General features: G+C 67.0%; 16 protein-coding genes. 2 read left to right on the top strand and 14 right to left on the bottom strand.

Features of this window, described 5'->3' with window-relative positions; genetic code table 11:
- The first annotated feature begins 282 nt into the window (after window positions 1-282).
- Window positions 283-549, top strand: coding sequence for a GntR family transcriptional regulator (locus WH07_RS37785; RefSeq protein WP_198533841.1), 267 nt, complete (start codon window positions 283-285; stop codon window positions 547-549).
- 122 nt (window positions 550-671) lie between these two features.
- Here the strand turns inward: WH07_RS37785 and WH07_RS19685 are convergent, their stop codons facing one another.
- From WH07_RS19685 to WH07_RS19655, 9 genes are all read right to left on the bottom strand, one after another.
- On the bottom strand, window positions 672-1,238 hold the full coding sequence (locus tag WH07_RS19685) for a GNAT family N-acetyltransferase (RefSeq protein ID WP_232788976.1): 567 nt from the start codon (window positions 1,236-1,238) through the stop codon (window positions 672-674).
- Window positions 1,235-1,750 carry a lasso peptide biosynthesis B2 protein gene (locus WH07_RS37780; RefSeq protein WP_232788977.1) on the bottom strand — a complete coding sequence of 172 codons (516 nt, stop codon included), beginning with the start codon at window positions 1,748-1,750 and terminating at the stop codon, window positions 1,235-1,237. The genes WH07_RS19685 and WH07_RS37780 overlap by 4 nt, the downstream gene beginning before the upstream one ends.
- Window positions 1,751-1,854: 104 nt before the next feature.
- Window positions 1,855-3,558: an albusnodin/ikarugamycin family macrolactam cyclase gene (locus tag WH07_RS37775; protein ID WP_079023367.1), complete on the bottom strand. Its 1,704-nt coding sequence runs from the start codon at window positions 3,556-3,558 to the stop codon at window positions 1,855-1,857.
- 79 nt (window positions 3,559-3,637) lie between these two features.
- Window positions 3,638-3,784, bottom strand: coding sequence for an albusnodin family lasso peptide (locus WH07_RS38945; protein ID WP_106409626.1), 147 nt, complete (start codon window positions 3,782-3,784; stop codon window positions 3,638-3,640).
- A 1,076-nt stretch (window positions 3,785-4,860) separates the two neighbouring features.
- Window positions 4,861-6,096 carry a helix-turn-helix transcriptional regulator gene (locus tag WH07_RS19675; RefSeq protein ID WP_046501551.1) on the bottom strand — a complete coding sequence of 412 codons (1,236 nt, stop codon included), beginning with the start codon at window positions 6,094-6,096 and terminating at the stop codon, window positions 4,861-4,863.
- 175 nt (window positions 6,097-6,271) lie between these two features.
- On the bottom strand, window positions 6,272-6,394 hold the full coding sequence (locus WH07_RS41775) for a hypothetical protein (protein ID WP_269801377.1): 123 nt from the start codon (window positions 6,392-6,394) through the stop codon (window positions 6,272-6,274).
- Between the two features lie 1,235 nt (window positions 6,395-7,629).
- Window positions 7,630-7,965, bottom strand: coding sequence for an HNH endonuclease (locus WH07_RS19665; RefSeq protein WP_046501547.1), 336 nt, complete (start codon window positions 7,963-7,965; stop codon window positions 7,630-7,632).
- A gap of 930 nt (window positions 7,966-8,895) precedes the next feature.
- The gene (locus tag WH07_RS19660; RefSeq protein ID WP_046501544.1) at window positions 8,896-9,141 is read right to left on the bottom strand and encodes a hypothetical protein; all 246 of its coding nucleotides are present in this window, start codon (window positions 9,139-9,141) and stop codon (window positions 8,896-8,898) included.
- A gap of 202 nt (window positions 9,142-9,343) precedes the next feature.
- A complete protein-coding gene (locus tag WH07_RS19655) occupies window positions 9,344-11,077 on the bottom strand; it encodes a recombinase family protein (RefSeq protein WP_046501542.1) in 1,734 nt (577 codons plus the stop codon).
- 355 nt (window positions 11,078-11,432) lie between these two features.
- On the opposite strand from WH07_RS19655, the gene WH07_RS19650 reads away from it, so the two are divergent.
- Window positions 11,433-13,013 (top strand): GMC family oxidoreductase, encoded by a 1,581-nt coding sequence (locus tag WH07_RS19650; RefSeq protein WP_232788974.1) that lies wholly within the window; start codon window positions 11,433-11,435, stop codon window positions 13,011-13,013.
- Window positions 13,014-13,040: 27 nt separating this feature from the next.
- Here the strand turns inward: WH07_RS19650 and WH07_RS19645 are convergent, their stop codons facing one another.
- From WH07_RS19645 to WH07_RS19625, 5 genes are all read right to left on the bottom strand, one after another.
- A complete protein-coding gene (locus WH07_RS19645) occupies window positions 13,041-13,847 on the bottom strand; it encodes an alpha/beta hydrolase (protein WP_157877386.1) in 807 nt (268 codons plus the stop codon).
- 81 nt (window positions 13,848-13,928) lie between these two features.
- Window positions 13,929-14,282, bottom strand: coding sequence for a DUF397 domain-containing protein (locus WH07_RS19640; protein ID WP_046501536.1), 354 nt, complete (start codon window positions 14,280-14,282; stop codon window positions 13,929-13,931).
- Window positions 14,263-15,108, bottom strand: coding sequence for a helix-turn-helix domain-containing protein (locus tag WH07_RS19635; protein ID WP_046501534.1), 846 nt, complete (start codon window positions 15,106-15,108; stop codon window positions 14,263-14,265). The genes WH07_RS19640 and WH07_RS19635 overlap by 20 nt, the downstream gene beginning before the upstream one ends.
- Window positions 15,109-15,227: 119 nt before the next feature.
- A complete protein-coding gene (murQ, locus tag WH07_RS19630) occupies window positions 15,228-16,280 on the bottom strand; it encodes an N-acetylmuramic acid 6-phosphate etherase (protein ID WP_079023364.1) in 1,053 nt (350 codons plus the stop codon).
- A 69-nt stretch (window positions 16,281-16,349) separates the two neighbouring features.
- The coding region (locus tag WH07_RS19625; protein WP_046501532.1) for a MurR/RpiR family transcriptional regulator at window positions 16,350-17,219 on the bottom strand (870 nt) is incomplete at its 5' end.

The following is a 17,219-nucleotide window of genomic DNA, read 5'->3' as shown; positions in this document are numbered from 1 at the left end:
CCTCGGTCACGGGCTCGGGGGTGGGCGGGGCGGTCTTGCTGTGGTGTCCCCGAGCTGGCAGCACCAGACGGAGCACCCACACCAGGGCTTGGACGATAGAGTCGCGCATGTCGTTTCAGCTCCCATTAGCTGTTTCGGCGGAGCCTCGGCGAACCGGTCCTACGCGGTTCGTCGGGGCGTTTCCATGTCCGACGGTAGGCCAACCTGTATAGGTCCGTCTAGGCGTGTTCAACCCTGTCTAGGCTGCAACCGTGGGTTGGCCTGTTGTCTACGCTTCGCTTCATGGCTGCGCGCGAAATTGACCCCAGGGCACCAGAGCCCCCTTACCGGCAGATCGCTGCCGACCTGGTCGCAGAGATCGAGCGGGGAGAATTGACCCCTGGTCGTCCGCTTCCGTCCGAGAAAGCGCTAGTGGAGCGGTACGGGGTCGCGCGGAACACGGCACGCTCCGCTCTCGCGGTGTTGCGGGAACAAGGACTCGTCTACACCGTCCCCGGTCGCGGAACATACGTTGCAGCGCCGAGCGAGCCCGCGGGCGAGGGCGACTAGCCCGCGGCGGCGTTGTACAGCACTCGTTGCACGTCGGGCCAAGCTTGTTTGTTTCAAGGGTGAGAAAGCGGAGCCCCGCCCGCAGATCAGCGAACGGGGCACGCTCGTGAGCGTCTACAGGGTTAGCCGCCGAGAGCGGCAGTTACGGCGGACGTTCCGGGAAAGTCCTCGGGCAACGCGTCCATCAGCAGCTCGTCAACGGGCTGCCCGAGCCAGTACCCGGACTGCCGCAGTCGGCCAGACAGGCGGAACCCTGCCTTTTCATAGGAAGCGATCCCGGCCCGGTTGGGCTCCAGCACCTTGAGCCACACCATACGCAAGGCCGCGAGATGGAACGCCCAATCAAGTGTCAGCCGGGCCGCTTCCGTGGCGTACCCCTTGCCTCGCTCTTCCGGGGCAAGCACGATCACGAATTCCGCCGTACGGACGTATGTGTTGACTTCAAGGATCGTCATCCCTACGGCTGCTTGGTCCTCCAGCCGCACCACCTCGAACTGTTGGAAACGCTCGTTGCCCCTCTGCCGCTCGTATCCGGCGGCGCGAACCTCCCAGGGCTGCGCCCATTGGTTGCCGTACCCGAGGATGGTTCGGGCGTCGTTCTCCCACCTGTGGTACTCGGGCAGCTTGTCTTGGCGAGGCATCCCCAGGGCAAGGCCCTCGCCGGCCAGGAGAATGTGCGGCTCACTCACGGTCGTACTCCTCTTTTAACCCTTGCCGGGCCGGGTCCATCGGGTGTGTAGGTGGGGGTATACAGAGCGGTGTCCGGTGATTCTTCGACGGGTCCCCCTTCCGGGTCAGCAATCCAGGCGTGCAGCCTTATCGGGTCGGTGGCTACGCCATGCCGCCATTCCCCTCGGCGTCGGGCCACCGTCAGCAAGAGAGCGGCAGCCGTCGAATCCTCCATGCACGCCCAGCGCATCGGCATCAGCCGAGCGGCCCAGCGAACCGCACGCACAGCGTACCGAGCCTGACACTCCGTGGCCGGGGGCAAGTCGTGCCCCGCACATGCCAGCCGTACGAGTCGGGAGAACCGGCCACGGCGCGAGCCGGCTGCCCAAGCCGCAGCAGTGAAGAGTACGACCGGCACGGCACCAAGGCGCCATCGCAGCGGGATGGACACGGGGTCCGGCAGGACTGCCGACTGTTCGACGGTTCCCCATGACAGAACAGCTTCCCGGAGTCGTACGACGATCGCGCCCATGTTCGCGGCAGTCTCGGAAGCGGGGCGCAACTCGGTGTGGCCTGTGTCGTAGTTAATCAATACACAGGCATGGTCGGTGAGCGCGGCCACGACGTTGTCACGGCTCATTCCGCACCCGCCGGAGCCGTTGCGGGCTCTTTCCATTCAGTGCCCGGTGCGCCCTCGACTGCCTCTAGCCATGCCTCGGCAGCGAGGGCGGACAACAGTGGAGGCCAAACCGTCCGTGCGCCGAGCGCTGCCGCGTGCATCGTGGCGCGCAGGGGCTCGGGATTGATTATGCCGAGGGACGCTAGGCGCCCGTCCGCGAGACCGAGAACACGCCGCAAGTTGACGCGTAGCCCCTGGTGGAAGTCGCCGACGAACACCCCTTTGGCAGCTCGTTTGCGGTGTGCCTCGGGCAACAGATCAGCGAATGTGTCGGCAAGCAGGGGCTTATATCGCCGTGCGGAGAATCTTTGTTCGGCAGATGCCGAGACCACGGCGTCAAGAACAGCCCCGTCAAAATACGGATTATGGAGCGCAACGCCGAGTGAGTCCGCGAGCTGAATTTCGGCGTAGGCGGACCGTGCCACGGTCCGGAGTGATGCGACGAACGCCGCATCTGCGTCTACGCCTGCGGGAATGGCCACAGCCGGCACGGGAACGTTCAACCATATGGGCCGGGTCCGTACCGTGCGACCGATGCGCGCCGCATCACCTCGGAAGGCCGCAGAGATCAGCGGGCGGGGGCTCTGTCTACGTAGCCGCGCCCAGTCCATCGCATCCCCGAACATCCGCAACCAATGGCCAGTGCGGGCAAGGCGTGCAAGATGGATGGGGGCAGACAGAAACAGATTGTCCCCACCGTCCCCCGTCAAGTGGCAGCCGGAACCTGCGGCAGCCAACAGCCGGAGCTGAGCCGAAAACATCGACCAAACAGGAGTAGACGGGGCGGGCTCGTCTGTGGCGGGTAGCGGCACGTCGGTTGCGGTGAAGGGCAGATGGCGGACGCCGAGCGGGAAATATGCGCGGTCCAGGTGGGGGACGGTCAGGGCTCGGGCGTATTCAAGGTCTCCGCCGTGCGTCGCCCCTTCGGGGTACAGCGTTATGCCAGTGACCGGCCCGTACTGTGCAGCCAACAGTGCCAGCGTGGTTGAGTCCATGCCCGCAAGGTCAGTGGTCGTCGCTGCCCCTTCCACACGGGCGCGGACCCCCTCACCGAGCGCGCGCCGAAGTGCTGCCGACGCGTCGTCGAGCGTGCGCCTTACGGGGGTCCACCACGGGGAAAGCGATGCTCCCCCAGAGGCGTCCAGTGCCAGTAAGGAACCAGCAGGTACAGGCTTTACCCCCGCCCATGCACTTCGACCGGGCGCGGGCGCGTGCTTCTCTCGCAGGAAGGCGGCAAGCCACTCTGTATCGACGCTTCGACCGGTCAGCGGGGAAAGCGCGAGCGAACTCGTCCCCCACACAACGCCACCGGGAACGTTCACCGTATAGAGGGGGGAGGCTCCGGCCGCGTCGGCGAGGACTTCAACGACACCGTGCCCCCTTGTGCGCACCACCGTGTGAGAACCGGCCCACGAACCGGCTATGGCTCCAAGATTGGGGCACGACAGGGCGCGGAAAAGATCCTGCTGCGAAGCGGAGCAAGGGCCGAGTACGGCAAGCCTTGCATTCCCGAGTTCCAACGTTCTTACATGCCCCGGTTCCGGGTTGCCAGAGACCCACAGGGCGGGATTGCTCCAGAGCAAGCGTGCACCAACCGGAATTGCGGCGGGTCGGCTGCCCGGTGTGCTTCCGCCGAACCATCGCGCTTTGCGTTCTTTCAACTCAACACCTCATCCGCAAGGAACCGGAGCGGCGGCCCCCTGGAAACTTCTCCTGCCGGAGGCCGCCGCCGCGCATCGATCAGTCGTACGGGTTCTGCTTCGACTCGGTGCTGTCCTGGTCGCTACCGCGCGTCAGCGTGGCAGCGTCTCCCAGGACGATGACCGAAGGGATGGCAATGGGGTCGTCGTCCCTCGCCGTGTCCTGTGTCGTGTACTCCTGCAACATGCGTTGTTCCTCCTCCCTGTGTGCGATGGGGTAGGACAACCCCTTGCACCGTGGGGTCAGCCACGCAGTACAAGGGGAAGACATGTGAGCCGGGCGATCACCGTGGAGGGTGACCCGCCCTGGTCGCCGGGGGAACCGTGATTACGACCAGGGCGGGAGTTCGAGGGACCGCCGGAACATTCGCCGCGGTGCCCGGTGCCGGGGACCGGTACGTTGCGGCAGCCGCTCAGCGGGCTCGGGGGGCGGGGTCTGGCTGGGCAGAGTTCCACGCCCACGGGCAACGATCCGTTGATGCAGCCGGTCGATGCACGGCCCGCAGTAGTAGAGATCAGCAACAATGTGCCCGGTTGTCTGCGCCGGTCCGAGCCACAGAACGCGCGTCTGCTCCCGCTCGCACCAGCCCCAACACGCGCCCCACGTCCAGCGGTTGCCGTCGTCAGTGCTCGCCGGCTCGGCCGTGCCAGACACGTCGGGGTGGAGGATGCCAGACGGGAGGGTGACGCTCATCCGTCCTCCCTTCCTACGGGGAGGGTCCGGAGCAGAGCGGCAGCGTCGGAGGCGGCAAGCCGAATCGGCAGGAAAGTCGGGATCTTCACAACAGCTCGCCCCGACTTCGCGCGTTGGTCTGGGGTAAGCGCCGTTCGCCCGTCGCGGGACGCACATTCTCGGGGGCGACGGACCATTCCCTTCCACCACCCACGGGCCGTAGCGACCACTGCCCGCACCACTCGCCGCGGAACTCGCCGAGCCGGTCCTGTGCGGTGTCCACGAGCAGGGAACCAACGGCCGGAAGCGCATTCATTTCGACGCCCCGGGCTTCTGCGGAGTGCTCGGCGTCGTCGATTTTTTTCCGTGGCTCGTGCCTCGGGTGATAGGCCACCACCCCGCGGACGCGTCATACAGGTTGCGTCGGCGTCGCCGGTCGGTGGAGCTGCGGTTCATGGCCTGGTCTCCCGTGCTTCCGGGTACGAGGGGGTAGGCCATGAACTTAAGGGTGTGACGGCCAGTCAAACTACGGCACAAACACGGTAGTTTGCGGAACGTAGTCGGCTAACTACTGCGAAGCATGGTAGCTCTCAGAAAACCCCCAGGTAGGAAGCCATGCCGCGCATCTCAGCAGTGAGCGTCCGCTTACGGGACTTGAGCACATCGGCCATGATGTACCGGGCGAGCGGCTGGTGTCGGAGCCACGCACCATTGCTCTCACGGAGCCCCACCAGTTCCGACATGGCGTCCTGGTGAGAGCCCAGTTTCGTGTGAGCCTGTGCCACGTCCAGCCGGTGACGACCCCAGTTCGGCGCGGTCGGCTTCCCCAGAGCCTTTAGCGCCTTGCTCCCTAGAAGCCCCTCGTCCGCCCTTCGCAGTACCCCGCGTGCATCCCCATCTAGCGCAAGGTCTTCCACAGCCTTCATCTCGGCAGTAATGGGGCCGAAGCCACCCCAGTGATTCGGGAAGCTGTTGTGTTCGGACGCGAGCGCGCTTGCCGCAGTGCCCGCCATGCGTCGGGCGACCGCAGCGTCATCGGGCCTGTTGTTGCGCACCGTGGCGGACGCGACGCGTAGCCACAGCTCACCCCACACGGCAAGCTCGGCCGGCTTGGCTGACGACATGCGGGGTTCCATCGCTTCGGCGGTCTGTAGGGCGAGCGCTTCACTTTCATCGAACCTGTCTTGCCGCAGCAGCAACCAGCACATGCCCACGATTCCTGTACCGGCGGTCAACGGCTGGTCGGTTTCGCGCGCGAGCCGGATGGATTCTGCGAGAGCGTGATACGCCAAGTCGTACTGTCTCACCTGCGTGAGGTACTTGCCCGCGAGCAACAGCGAGACCGTGCGAGCCTTGACCGCATCCTGCTGGTCTTGGTCGCCTTCGGCAGTCGCGGCGGCAACTTCTGTTGCTTTGAGTAGGGCCGGGAGCTGCCGCGCTACGGAGTCGTACCGGTCGGCCCAGTACAGCGCGTGTACGTCTTCAATGCGCTGGTTGAGATCAGGAACGTCCACGGTTTCGGCTGCCAGGATCACAGGGGCTTCCAGCCCTACCGGAGGCATCAGAGCCTTACGGAGTTCGACCAGATTCCGGCGGGACGCCTCATCCCCGACCACCGGGGCAGGCGAGTCGGCAACGAACAGTTCGGCTGTGGTGACCTGGAGACCCCGCGCAACCATGTGCAGGGTGTCCGTTCGCACGTCCCCGCCTTGTTCGATCTTCCGAATCGTCTGAATGGACAACTCGGTTTCGTCTGCTAGGCGTTCCTGGCTCCATCCCCTGCGGCGTCGGTGCTTCTTGACGTTCTTTGCTAGCTCTGTCGTCATCGTGGGCCCTTCCCTCTACGCAACGGTATGCCCGCCGGGACTCCCAATAACTGATACCCACGGGCCTCTTGACACAACGTGCGGAGCGTTGCAGATGTGCCCGCGGGCGAGCCGATCCGAAGACGACGAAACCCCCGCCGTACCCCCGAGTTGGGGGGCATGGCGGGGCGTATGATCACGCGGCTTGGCGGTACGTCGCGGAGTGGGCGAGGGCGGTAAAGGACAGACGGGCGGGCGGGGCCTGGTCGGGCTCGCGGTCCGTGAGGTACACCCCCCAGCCCTGGTCACTGCGGGACACGGGGATGCGGTGCGCAGACACGCCGTATCGCTCGGTGATTCTCGGGAGGAGAAGGGGGCACCCGCCCTGGTCAGAAAGGCGGACGCTCGCCCGATTCACGACGCGAACGAGCCTCCGCAGCAAATCCACCAGGCTGTTTACGTGCAGTCTCGCGGTTATGGCACGACGTGCACAGCGGACGCAGATGCTTCGCAGCATCCGGATTCACGACACCTTGTGCGATCAACTGCTTTCGCGACTGCGGGAAATGGTCGGCAACCGATGCGCCACGACCGCACAGCACACACCACGGGTTCGCGTACAGGTACGCGCGGCGGATACGCGGCCACAAGCGCCCATACGCGCTCGTCCCCGGTGTTACACGCTGCGCGGTCGCTTCCTGCTCATGGGCCGCACAGCGTCCGCCCGTGGTCAGTTCGGGGCACCCGGGGACAGAGCACGGGGGGCGGGGCTTGCGGGGCAAGGGGCCTCCATTGGTCCGCCCATCCTGAGAATTCGCAGTTTGACAGATATGCGATTTGACAATTTCGCATACTTTGCACTTTGGGTCCTACATCGGGAGAATGAGCGCCGCAGCAGCAATAGCGCCGTGAAAGACATCGCTCATCTCTCCAAGGGGGTCGCCATGCCCAAATCAGGTGCCGGTACCGATACGTGTCCTGCATTCGAACTCCGTTGTGGCGGGCTGCACTTGATCGTTCAGAGCGTTCCCGGATGGCTGGTGGCAGTTCTCGCCACGGCCACGGGAAGCGGACTCGTGGCATGGCTCACATCCCGGTGGCGATGCTCCGGGCGGCCGGAGACCTGAGCAAGGTGCGGGGCCTCCTATGCACAGGGGCCTCCGGCCAAGGTGGGCTGGGCGGCTTTTGCCCCGCTAAATAGCGACATCGGTAAAAGAAAGCACGCGGAAGGCATCACTTTTCCACTTCTCAGGGGCTCTTCGAATTCGCTAGCGTCCGAGTCCCGGCAACGCCAACCGGCTCTAACAGCCTGTGGGTGGAAGTCGGACGAGCACAGCACTCGTCCGATTCGCGAGCGGGCCGTGCAGTTACTTGTTGCGCAACCAACGGAGAGGGCGCCTCATGGCAGCGGACCACAATGCACCAGAGCTGGACATCCGTGTAAGAGGATTTCGCATGACCGTCCAGCGGATCCCTCCCGGGCTCGTGACCCTGCTGGTGACGTGTGCCGGCTTCGGGCTGACGGCATGGTTTACCACTCGCTAGAGCGGAGTACTACAGAGCTCTGAACTCCGTCGCAGTCTTGAGCTGGTGGCACCCGTGACACAACACCTGAACATTCCCGTCTACGTCCTCGCCACCGAGCGACAACGGGCGCACATGGTCCACGTCCACCCCGTCCGAGGGGAAGTCGCCCAAGCACCAGTCGCACCAGGCCGAGCCCCGTTCCTGTACTCGCCGGCGGAGCCTCGCAGCAGCGTCCCGGCGGTTCGCCCGTCGCCTGCCGCGTGCTCGTCGGGAACGGACGCTCGGCCGCCCCTCGTACGCGCCGTGGTGTGTTTTGCAGCGTCCGCGGTGTGTAGCGGGCTCGGTGCAGTCGATACAGCGCATGTGCGCCCCCTGTCAGTGCCGTGTCATACGTTGATTGGATGACTTCAACCGACAACCCGTCCGAGCCCGCACCGGGCTACCGCCGTTTCGCTGGTCGTTGCTCCGTGTGCGGTCTCGGCCTCCAATGGGAGGCGTACAGCCGCACTGTCCTGGTGGACAGCGAGGGATCAACGTTGTGTGCCCCAGTGCAGGGGTCACACGACGTGGACTAGAGCCCGCCCCCGGACTCGAACCGGGGAACTCTGCGGAGTGAGTACGGATCTCCCCCGAGGGGGCCGGTACCGCGCACCTCTAACCGTTGGGTCAGCGGGCTTGCACGTCCGGCACGGGGCCGGACTCGGTGGGGACCGCACGCGCGACAACCCCTTTCGGCGCCCCCGGTCAAGGGACGGTTACTCATGGGCGGTGCGGTCCCCGCGCGTTGCCTCACGACCCCTGCGGCCACCCTCGCGGGTGCGTGGTGCATGGGCAACGCTTGTTCCGAGAGTCGGGCACTCAGTCCGCCGACTGCCCCCGTGTTGGGTGGGTGCGCGGTAATCCCGCTCTCGGAATCGTCGGGAGAGCGAAGGTTTCCCGCGGCCTTTCGGACAGTCGGGCTGTTCTCCCTCTCGGTATTAAGGGAGGGCGGAGGTTTCCCGAGCCCCGAGGGGGCTTTGCGGGGCCGTCTCCGATCCCCTTCCAATCCGTAAGGGAGAGCGGGGGTTTCCCGGAGTGCTAAGCCGTGGCGTTGTGCCGAACGGTGGTCCGGTCTCTCTTCTCTTCTATTTTTTCTACGTGTTCTAAAAAAGTGGTGTAAACCGTCACTCCGCCACCCCTCGCCCCGCTGTTGTGCCGGTCGGCCGAGGACGAGCCGGCGGGGGCCGAGGGCGGGCAGCAGAAAGCCCCGGCGGGTCCACCAGGGACCTACCGGGGCACTGCGTGCTACGCGGCTCACACCTTGCTCGTCCAGCCGTTCACGGGCGGACGCTCGCCCACACTGTTCGCGTAGCTGATCACGTCCGCCACCCGTTCCGCGGTCTCGTGCTCGCCCTTGTCGTCCAGCTTGGACGAGAGCACGCCGAGGGTGGGCACGGTCTCTTCTGCGATCTCGCCGGTTGCGTACAGACGACTGATCGGGCCCCCGTCCCGATGGGGCCGCAGGATCTCGCGCACGTCGTTGTCTGTCAGGTCATCCATGGGACGAGCCTAGGAACCGCCGGGGGCTTCTGGCGGCCGTTGAGCGAGACGTGAAACATGAAACAGCCCCGGCGGTCCGCGAGGGACTACCGGGGCCGGTCGGGCTGGTCGTACTGCATTTTCGGGCTCTTGGAACCTGCCATGCCCAGCCCTACCCCGCACGCTCCATGTTGGTGCGGGGCATGGCGAGACTATCGGGGGCTCATGCGGCGACGGGCACCCGTTCGGCTGCTGCTGCGGGGGCGATCAGACGCACACTCGCGCCCGGGGTCGGGGAGTCTCCGCGTGATTCGGATTCAAGCTCGGTCGCCTCTCCCGCAAGCGCTTCTGCGGCGGGGTCCAGCTCACCGGACATGGTGAACGTGACGCGCCGTACGTCGAGCTTGCGCCATCCTCCCCGCGCACCGCGCCGCACGTCCAGCCGCACCCCCGCTTCCGTCAGCATGGCTCGTCGGCCCGCGGTGTCCTTCTCCGCCCACTCGTCCGCGAACGTGCGACCGGTCGGTGTGACGACGCGTTGGGGCTCGACCTTTTCACGGGACTCCAACTCGGCTATGCGGTTGTCCAACGCGTCCGCCCGTTCCTGCCACGCGTTCGCCGCGTGCTTGGACTTCTGGCGCCCCTTCTGCTGCTGATGTTCCTCGAACTCGGCGAGGGTGGCGCGTAGCTCGGGCTCGGGGTCGTAGCCGGGGATCTCGACTACGTGTGTCGTCTGGACGGAGCCGACCAGTCGCAGGAACTCAGAGGTTACGTATTCGTCTGCCCAGTCGCCGCGAACGTTTGATGGGGCCTCGCAGAGATCCCCCCGTGCATGGCTGTTGCACTTGTACGTCGGGTGCTTGCCCTCTTGCTTGTTCAGGTACATGCGGCCCCCGCAGTTTGCACAGTGGATGACGCGCAGTAGCAGCGCGTCGGTGTCCTTGCGGTCCCCGTTTTCGATGCTGCGGGAGTCGAGCAGTGCGCCGATGCGGTCGAACTCCTCACGGGTCATGATCGGCGTCTCGGTGCTCATGATCGGGTTGCCGTCGGCGTCCCGGACGGGCTTGCCGTTGTGCATCTTCCAGCCGAGCAGCGTTTCGTTACGCAGCATCCGCGTGATGACCGCCGGGTTCCACTTGAACGCGTCCTTCGTGAGTCCGGACTTACCGCCGGGCCGTCCGCCCTTTGCACGGTTCTGCTTCACAGCCCAGTGATCACGCGGACTCGGCACCCGGTCCTCATTGAGCCCCACAGCCACGGCAGAAGCGGTCTTGCCCTCCAGCAACTCCCGCACGATCCGCTCAATGACCCTTACCGCGTCAGGGTCCGGAACGAGCGTCCAACCGATACCGCCGTGTTCCTTGGGCATGGGGGCGGGCATGTAGCCGTACGGGGGACGTGAGCCGCGCCAACGGAGCGTCATTTTCCGGATGGCAGCCATGGCGCCGGTAACGCGGTCTTTGATGCTCTGCGACTCGACCTGAGCGGCGAAAGCCAACATGAGCATCATGAGTTCGCTCATGGGGTCCATGGGGTTGCGGAAGTCGAACACCAGCCGACCCCCGCCGATGCCCTCGGCAAAGACGAGCATCTTTCGGTGCTGCTTCGCCCACTTCGCAAGCTCGTGCATGTGCGCCATGGACCGGATAGCGCGGTCAAAGCGCCACCACACCAGTGCGTCAAAGTCATCGGGGCGCGCGAGCCACCCGCCGAGCTGCGGACGGTCGAACGGGCCGAACGCGGAAGCGCTCACGTCAAGGTCCACGGCTTCGCGTAGCCGGTCACCCTCGCCGAAATCGATGCCGAGTGCTGCCGCTGCTATGTCGTCGGCCTCGCGCTGCCGCTCGGGGCTGGTGGTCTCGTCGGTAAAGACGGACAGGCGTACGCACCGGACACCCCGCAGGGTCTCGGTCTCGAACACCGTGCCCGCGAGAGGGTTTCGGGGTGTACTGGTCATACCCCCGGGGGAGAGCGAAGGGTTCCCGCTACCGTCCCTGACCAGCGTCGATGCCACCATGCCCGCACTCCAGAACCGCTAGATTGGAGTGTTGGGGGACCCCGAGGGCAACGAGCTGTGCGTGGAACGCAGCGCGGCGGAACGAGCCGCAACGTCCTGACCACCCCGCCCACTCGGTCCCCACGGCCGGTCCGGCCCATTCGGTCCCCACGGCCGGTCCGGCCCACTCGGTCCCCACGGCCGGTCCTCAAGACCGCTCCCCACGGCGGCCAGTCCCCACGGACGCCCGGTCAGCACCGGCATGCGGGTGTTCCGGCGCGCGCCTACGCTGGAAATCACGGACCGGACCTCGGAAGTGAGGCGGGCGATTCTCGTGGTGGGGCAGGCGGGATACGGGCACGAGACGGAGTACGAGTACGTCGTCGCCGGCGGCGGAACAGCCGGGTGTGTGCTGGCGGCGCGGCTCTCCGAGAATCCCGGGGTGCGCGTGCTGCTGGTCGAGGCGGGTTCCGGAGAGCTGCCCGAAGGGGCGCGTACGCCACAGGTGTGGCCCACCCTGCTCGGGAGTTCCAGCGACTGGGGTGACTTCGTAATCGACGAGATCACAAAACGGTCCATTCCCTTTCCACGGGGAAAAGGGCTGGGCGGCTCGACCGATATCAATGTCATGGTGTTCATCCGGGGCCATCGCAGCGGCTATGACGCCTGGGCCGACGCCGGTGCCGAGGGCTGGGGATTCGACGACCTCCTCCCCTTTTTCAAACGGTCCGAGACCGCGCCCGACCGGGATTCCGCGGTACGGGGCACCGCCGGGCCCGTCACCGTACGGACCGTCGCCACGCACAACCCCGTCGCGGCCGCGCTGCTCGACGCGACCCGCGAAGTGGGCCTGCCCCAGGCCGCCGACCCCAGCAGCGGTTTCGAGGAGGGTTTCGGCTGGCACGACGTGACCATCAGGGACGGAAGGCGGATCACCGCCGCCGACGCCTATCTGACCCCCGCCGTCCGGGCACGGCGGAACCTGACGGTCGTCACGGACGCGCTGGTCGGCCGGGTCCTGGTCGAGGACGGGCGATGCACCGGCATCGAGTACGGAGCCGGGGGCCGGGGCAACACCGCGCGCTGCACCAGGGAAACCGTCCTCACCGCGGGCACCGTCGGCAGCGCCCAGCTCCTTCTGCTCTCCGGGATCGGCCCCGAATCCCATCTGCGGTCCGTCGGCGTCCGCCCGGTCCTCAATCTTCCGGGCGTCGGCGAGAATCTGAGTGACCACACCCTTTCCGGTGTCGGCTACGAAGCGGCGCGACCGGTCCCGGCCGGTGTGAGCAATCACGCGGAATTGAGCGGGATCATCACCGCTCCCATTCCCGGCTACGCTGACCAGGAGCGCCCGAACATCCAATTCATGATCGCCAGCAATGGCCGCATCATTCCGCCGGGGAAAAGGCCGGAGAACAGCTATTCGATCGGCTTCGCGCTGATGACACCGAAAAGCCGGGGAACCGTCAGGCTGGCCGATCCGGAGCCGGATTCCCCGCCCGTGATCGAGCCGGGTTATTTCAGCGACCCCCATGATCTCGACGGTATGCTCACCGCCCTGCGGATCGCACAGAAAATCGGCGCGGCACGGGTACTTGAGCCGTGGCGGCTACGAGAGGTCGGCCCCGGCCCGGAAATGACCACGGAAAGGGAACTGCGCTCCTACATCGTCGACAGTTACTCGTCCTATTGGCACTATGCCGGCACGGCACGCATCGGCACGGACGTGATGTCGGTCGTCGACCCGCAACTCCGCGTCCATGGAATCACCGGCCTCCGAGTGGCGGACGCGTCCGTCATGCCGTTCGTGCCCGCGGCCAACCCCATGCCGGCCGTCTACGCCATCGCGGAACGAGCGGCGTCCCTGATCACTGCCCCTGCCCGGGAAGGGACCTGATCACTGCCCTTGCCCAGGCCGGATCACTCACTGCCCTTGCCCAGGAAGGGTGTTGAGCCAGGCGGTGATGGTGGAGGCGGCCGGGAGACCCGGGGATTCGAGCATCATGTCGTGGCCGGTGTTGGGGACCAGGACCGGCGTCGCGCCGAGGAGTTCGGCGACGGTACGGATGTCATGGACCGGCGCGCGGTCGTTCTCCGGCCCCACCGCCAGGACCGGGCAGCGGATGGTGCTGGGGTCGATGGTGACGGTGCCGTTCCTGAGGCGGTTCAGGACGGCGGGGGACTCGGGGGTCAGCAGCCCCATCAGATGATCGAGGTCCTCCCCGGAGATATGGCGGAACCACATCTCCTGGATCTCGTCCCGCCCGTACGTCACCGGGCGGTCCGCCGGAAACTCCCCCGCCCGCGTCGCGCCGAGCTGCCCGGGACCCGCGGTCGAGACCAGGACGAGGGCATACGGTACGTACGCCTCGGCCACCAGTTGCGTCACCAGGCCACCCATGCTGTGGCCGAGCAGGACGGGCGGCCTCAGGTCCGGGTCGAGATCGGGGAAGAGGGTGAGCAGGACCGTACGTACCTCGGCCGCGTAGTCACCGGGGGTGTACGCCAGGAACTCCGTGTCCGGCAGGGACCGGGAGCCCGTGTGGTTCGACAGCGACATCGCCAGCGGCGTCCAGCCCGCCTCCGCGAACACCGGCATCCACCGCTCGTACGCCCACCAGCCGTGCATGGCGCCGGGCACCATCAGTACCCGGCCGCGCTCGGGCACCGTGGGGTCACGGGCCTCGCGGACCAGGAGCCCGTCCACATCATGGTCGGTCCACTCCAGCACGCTTCCCACGATAGGCGAGGACGCCGGAGGCGGCGGCTCAGCCGTCTCCGGCGATCGTGGTGCGGTCGCGAGCGCCGGGCTTTATGCGGTCTGTTCAGCCTTGACCTGGCTGATGAAGACGGCCCAGGTCTTTGCCGGGAAGGTGAGAACGGGCCCGGTGGGGATCTTGGAGTCCCGGACGGGGACGATGCCGGTGAGGCCGCGGGCGACCTCCAGGCAGTCGCCTCCGCTGCCGTCGCTGTGCGAAGACTTGTGCCAGGCACCTATCTCCAGGCAGTTGCCGCCGCTGCCTCCGCTGTACGAGGACTTGCGCCAGGTCGCCGCGCCGGGGAAGTCCCGGGCCGCTTCGAGGCAGTTGCCCCCGCTTCCGTCGCTGTAGCTGGATTTGTGCCAGGACGCGCCACTCAGGTCGTGCTCATGGCTGCTGATCTTCATGCGCGTAATCCTCCGCCACTGATTCCATCAGGGCCAAGGAAGCTTCCGGTGACAGTGCGCTGGCCCCAAGGAGATCGTAGGCCAGGACATAGCGCCTGACCGCTGCCGGATCGTCCAGGAGTTGGCCCGATGCCAGCCCGTCGAGATAGGCGAGCCGAGGGGCGTCGTCGAACTCCATCAGCTTGAGGGCACCGCCCATGGCCGCGTGCGCTCCCGCGCCAAAGGACAGCACCTGGACGATGATCCGGTGCCTGCGCATGAGGCCGGTGATGTGCCTGAGGGCTTCGGCCATGACCGCCGACCCGCCGACCGCCCGGCGCAGGGCGGCCTCGTCCAGCACCACCCAGACCGTGGGAAGGGTGGGGTGTGCCAGCAACTTGGCGCGTTGTAGCCGCGCCTTCACCAGTTCGTCGATCTCCTCTTCCGTTGCCGTCGGGTTGTACGCGCGGAAGACAGCCCTCGCGTACGCCTCTGTCTGCAACAAACCCGGAATCAGCAGCGGCGCGTACTGCTTGATCATCACCGCTGTCGCCTCGGCCTCCGCCGCTTCCGCGAAGTGGTCCGGATACTGCGACTTCTTCAGCACCTCGCAGTTGCGCAAGAAGAAGTCCTCCGTACCGAAGATCTCGTCGAACTTGGCCGCGAACTCGGGCTGCATCTTGCGGACGCCGATCTCCAGCATCCCGATGAGCGCGCCGCTGACGAAGAGCGGTTTGCCTAACTCGTTCTGGGACATGCCCTTTTTCTCGCGGTGATGCCTGAGTTCCGCGCCGAGCATGGCGCGCGGCGACGACGTCGGGTCGAGCGGCTTGAGATTCTGAGACATGGGGCCCTTCCAGAACGCATGGCGGCGTTTGTCTGCTGTGTCTGGTCAGGCTAGCCATCCGTGGCCACTCTGTGTGGCGAAACGGATACATAACGTGGAGGGGGTGGCTCGTGGAGGGATCAGCGCGCGCCGGCGGCCCCCTGTGTGCCGGCCTCCAGCGCCGCCGCCTTCAGCGCCGCGCGCAAGTGCCCCTGGGAGTCGGCCAGTAGCGCGGCCGCGGTGGGGCCGTCGACGGAGCCCAGGATGGTGAGGATGGCGTTCTTCACCTCGCCGTCGGTGGTCCTGAGAGCGCTCTCGATCCGGTCGTCCGGGGCGCCGGTGGCGAGCGAGACGATACGGCGGGAGCGCGCCCGCAGCTTGTCGTTGGAGGCGCGGACGTCGACCATCAGGTTTCCGTATGTCTTGCCGAGCCGGATCATGGTGATCGTCGAGATCATGTTGAGGACGAGCTTCTGTGCCGTACCGGCCTTGAGGCGGGTGGAACCGGTGAGCAGTTCGGGGCCGACGACGACCTCGATACCGTGCTCGGCCGCCGCGGCGAGCGCGCTGCCCTCGTTGCAGGAGAGGCCGATGGTGAGCGCTCCCAGGGAGCGGGCGTGCTCGACCGCGCCGACCGCGTACGGGGTGCGGCCCGAGGCGGAGATCCCGACGACCGTGTCGGCCGCGGCGAGCTTCAGGGCGGTCAGATCGGCGGCGGCCAGCTCCTTGGAGTCCTCGGCGCCCTCGACGGAGGTGACCATGGCTCCTGGGCCGCCCGCGATCAGTCCGACCACGTCCTCCGGGTCGGTGTTGAAGGTGGGCGGGCACTCGCTGGCGTCGAGGACGCCGAGGCGTCCCGCCGTACCCGCTCCCGCGTAGATCAGCCGGCCGCCGCGGGCCGCGCGCTCGGCGGTGGCGTCGATGGCGGCGGCGATACGGGGGAGCTGGGCGGCGACGGCAGCGGGCACAGTGGTGTCCTCGCCGTTCATGATGCGGGCGATGTCGAGGGTCGGGAGCTGGTCGATCTCGGCCAGTTCGGGACGGAAGGCCTCGGTGGTGAGGGTGTCGAGCTGGGCGCGGAGTTCCCCGTACTCCTCGCGCCCGTCGCCGTGCTGATTGTCGCCGTGCTGATTGGCGTTGCGCTGAGCGCCGTTGTGCTGCGTGCCGTTGTGCTCGCCGTGCTGGGAGGTCATGGAGAAGCGGCTCTTTTCTGCTGGGTGTTACCGGTGCGGGTGCGGGTGCCCAACGCCGGCCGGGGCGGATCAGCGAGTGGTGCCGCGAGGGCTGTGCCGGTGCGCGAGTGCCTCGTACGACGCGGAGAGCGCGGGCGCGGCCGTCTCGTACGTACGCTGCGCCACCCCTATGAACAGGCAGTCGACAACGAGGAGTTGACTCGTACGGCTCGACATCGCGGCCGGACGCAGCTCGCTCTCGCGGGCGGTGGAGGTCGTCAGCACATGGTCGGCGTACTGCGAGACCGGGCCGTCCGGGCGGCCGGTGATCGCGACCGTCGTCGCGCCCCGGTCGAAGGCGACCCTGAGCGGCTCGATGACATCGCCGGTGGAGCCGGAGTGGGTGATGGCGATCGCCACATCGCCGGCCCGGAGCTGGACGGCGTTGGTGACGGCGAGGTGCGGGTCGGAGTGGGCGTGTGCGATCAGGCCGATACGGAGCAGCTTCTGCGCCAGGTCCATGCCGACGAGGGCGGAGGCGCCGACGCCGTAGATGTCGATCCGGCGGGCTGCGGCGGCAGCCGCGACGACCGCGCCGAGCTGGACGGTGTCGAGGGCGGCGGCGGTGTCGGCGAGGGTCTGCTGCTCGTCGTAGGCGAGCTTGGCGACCACATCGGCGATCGGGTCGTCGACGGCTATGTCCGCGGTGACGGCGGGCGCGCGCCCCGACTGCTGCTGTGCGGCGAGACCGGCGAGGGCGAGGCGCAGATCGCGGTAGCCGGGGTAGCCGAGGAGACGGGCCGTGCGGACGACGGTGGCCTCGCTCGTACCGGTCAGCTCGGCGAGCCCGGTGACCGTGAGCGCGGCGCAGCCGGCCGGGTCCCCGGCGACGGCCTCGGCGACGAGCTGCATGGAGCGGGTCATGGTGGGCGCGAGGGTGCGTACCTTGGCGGCGAGGGC

Source organism: Streptomyces odonnellii (assembly GCF_000981895.1).
GTDB classification, from domain to species: domain Bacteria; phylum Actinomycetota; class Actinomycetes; order Streptomycetales; family Streptomycetaceae; genus Streptomyces; species Streptomyces odonnellii.
The sequence above is the reverse complement of the archived record's forward strand: the minus strand, read 5'-3'. Positions and strand labels throughout refer to the sequence as shown.